Source organism: Flavobacterium sp., assembly GCF_044361015.1.
Classification (GTDB): Bacteria; Bacteroidota; Bacteroidia; order Flavobacteriales; family Flavobacteriaceae; genus Flavobacterium.
The window spans coordinates 1-2,640 of the sequence record NZ_JBIKJL010000112.1 but is presented as its reverse complement, the minus strand read 5'-3'; the positions used below and the strand labels follow the sequence as shown (position 1 = coordinate 2,640).

The 2,640-nt window shown below is 31.4% G+C and carries 4 protein-coding genes; 2 read left to right on the top strand and 2 right to left on the bottom strand.

The window, feature by feature from the left end; genetic code table 11:
• Nucleotides 1–454: TraB/GumN family protein (locus tag ACIQ2Z_RS12925; RefSeq protein ID WP_396184579.1), on the top strand; the 454-nt coding region annotated here is incomplete at its 5' end.
• Here the strand turns inward: ACIQ2Z_RS12925 and ACIQ2Z_RS12920 are convergent.
• Together ACIQ2Z_RS12920 and ACIQ2Z_RS12915 are read right to left on the bottom strand one after the other, a co-directional pair.
• Nucleotides 451–1,254 (bottom strand): lysophospholipid acyltransferase family protein, encoded by an 804-nt coding sequence (locus ACIQ2Z_RS12920; protein ID WP_396184578.1) that lies wholly within the window; start codon nt 1,252–1,254, stop codon nt 451–453. The genes ACIQ2Z_RS12925 and ACIQ2Z_RS12920 overlap by 4 nt on opposite strands.
• A gap of 54 nt (nt 1,255–1,308) precedes the next feature.
• Entirely contained in the window at nt 1,309–1,947 is a 639-nt protein-coding gene (locus ACIQ2Z_RS12915) for an NUDIX hydrolase (protein ID WP_396184577.1), read from the bottom strand.
• Between ACIQ2Z_RS12915 and ACIQ2Z_RS12910 the strand changes: the two genes are divergently transcribed.
• The gene (locus tag ACIQ2Z_RS12910; protein WP_396184576.1) at nt 1,936–2,640 is read left to right on the top strand and encodes a peptidylprolyl isomerase; all 705 of its coding nucleotides are present in this window, start codon (nt 1,936–1,938) and stop codon (nt 2,638–2,640) included. The two genes, ACIQ2Z_RS12915 and ACIQ2Z_RS12910, sit on opposite strands and share 12 nt — an antisense overlap.

Genomic DNA, 2,640 nt, shown 5'->3' with positions numbered 1-2,640 from the left:
TAAAATGATTGATTGTGCAATGCAATCAGTAGAAGGAAATCTAATGACTGTAATCAAAGAGCAGCAAGAAGAAGTTTTTGGTTTGGAATCAATTGAGGAACAAATGAACGTATTTGATGCTATTCCATATGAAGTTCAAATGAAAGAGTTGGTTAAAACTGCTAAAAACAATTTAGAGAAAGATAAAAAAGAAATGGAGTTACTTCTCGAAATCTATAAATCAGAGGATATTAATGCTATTTACACTGTTTCTCAAGAATCAGAAAATGAAATCACTTCAAAATTTGAAGAAATTCTTTTAAGCAACAGAAACAAAAATTGGATTCCAATTATTGAAAAAGTTGCCAAAGAAAAAGCAACTTTTTTTGGTGTGGGTGCCGGACATTTAGGCGGTGAAATGGGCGTAATTCAATTGCTTAGAAAAAAAGGATACAAAGTAGAACCTGTTTTTTAATATTTCCATTTTCTTTCTATGTCCAATTCCGCTTGCTCTTGCAACAATTCAACAGGAATTACTTTCAAAAGCGACGCATGTTGTTCAATAGCAAATTCAATTTTTTCTACGATTTCTTCAACAGTTTCGTTTTCGTAATCAATTTGCAAAGGCTCTTTGATAACCATTGATTGTAGAATTCCCTTTTTTTTGATTCGCAATCCTTTGCGGTCAAACGAACGTCTAAAACCATCAATCACAATTGGAACTACAATAGGTTTGTGTTGTTTGATTATGTGAGCGGTTCCCTTTCGAACCGGTTTAAAAGAACGGGTTGTTCCTTGCGGAAAAGTGATTACCCAACCATCATTTAAAGCTATTCTGATGTTCTCAGTATCATTCGGATTCACTTCTCGTTTGACGTCTTTTCCTTTCGAACGCCAAGTTCGTTCCACAGTAATCGCACCTGCATAAGCCAAAATTCTTGGAAGTAAACCTTCCTTCATGGTTTCACTGGCAGCTACATAATAAATATTCATTTTCGGTTTCCATAAATAACCTACATTTTTAATAGTGTCTTCTCTCCCACTCAAGCTAGCGTTAAAAACATGAAACATGGCTACAACATCTGCAAAGTAAGTTTGATGATTTGAGATAAATAAAACACCTGTATCCGGAAGGCTTTTAATGATTTCGGATCCTTCAATATGCATCTCATTAAAACCTCTGTAACGACGATGGGTCATCACCCCGAAAACTCGAATAAGCCATTTTTTAAGGAACAGAATATGTCCGAAAGGATTTCTTTTAAATAATCCCATAATAATATTTTATTGGAGAAAAATAAGATGGCTAATTTATAAAAAACTAACTAATTAAAGTACCAATTTTATAGTTTCTTTTAGTTCACTCATCATCATAGCAGTGGCACCCCAAACAATGTGCTCTTTTACTAGAAAAGCGGGAACATCAATTTCATTAGCATAAGATGTTGATAGCTTTCTCATGACCACTTTTCTGTCATCTAAAAAATCATTGAATGGAAGTTCAATGATACCCGCAACTTCATCCTTTTGCAATTCAAATTTCAATTCAGATTGACAAATCCCTAAAAAAGGAGAAACTAGAAAATTACTTGGAGGAATATAAACTTCTGTAAACGATTTTATCAATTCAATTTTATACTTTTGCACACCTATTTCTTCCTCTGTTTCTCGCAAAGCAGTATCTGCTAACGATTCATCAAACTCTTCTTCTTTACCTCCTGGAAAAGCAATTTGTGAAGAATGAACACCTGGATAAGAATTTCTAACGATTAATAAAAGATGTGCCTGATTATTTTTGGGATAAAAAAGCATCATTACAGCTGCCTTACGTGGATTTTTACTATCAATATTCAATTCTTTAAGCATTTCAATTCTTTCGACAGGTGCCATTTTTAAATGAGCATTTGCAGCAGGAAGCTTTTCTTTTGCTATTTTTGGAATATATTTTAAAAAATTATGAAACTCCATAAAATTCTGCTTTTATTACTTATTTTTTCTGTTTATTCTTGTGAAAAGAAATCTAAAGATACATCAGAAAAAAATAGAGTCAAAGAAAATAGTCATCATAGTATTAAAATTGAAAAGCCAAAACTAAAATATGATTTGGAAACGATTGTTATATCAGATGAGAATGTTATTGATTTTCTTACATGGTATGGAGAGCAAAACAAAGAAAATAAGGTTTTAATTGAAACCAAATTTGGAAATATTGAAATTGAATTATTTTATGAAACACCTCTTCATAGAGCAAATTTTATTTACTTAGTAAAAAAGAACTATTTCAATACTACTTATTTCCATAGGGTGGTTAATAATTTTATAATTCAAGGTGGGAATTCTGATGAAAGTATCACTAAAAAGGAACGAAAAAAAATTGGAAAATATTTAATTCCGGCTGAATTTAAAAAATCATTTCGTCACAATTACGGAGCTTTAGCATCAGCTAGAAGTTGGGATAACAATCCTGAAAAATTAAGCAATCCTTTTGAATTTTATTTTATTCAAAATAAAAAAGGAGAACATCATTTAGATGGTGAACATACTGTTTTTGGAAAAATCACAAAGGGTTTTGATGTTCTAGATGAAATTGCTTCCCAAAAAACAGATGAAGGAGAATATCCTCTTCTAAATATTAAAATAAAAGCCAAAATTATCAACTAA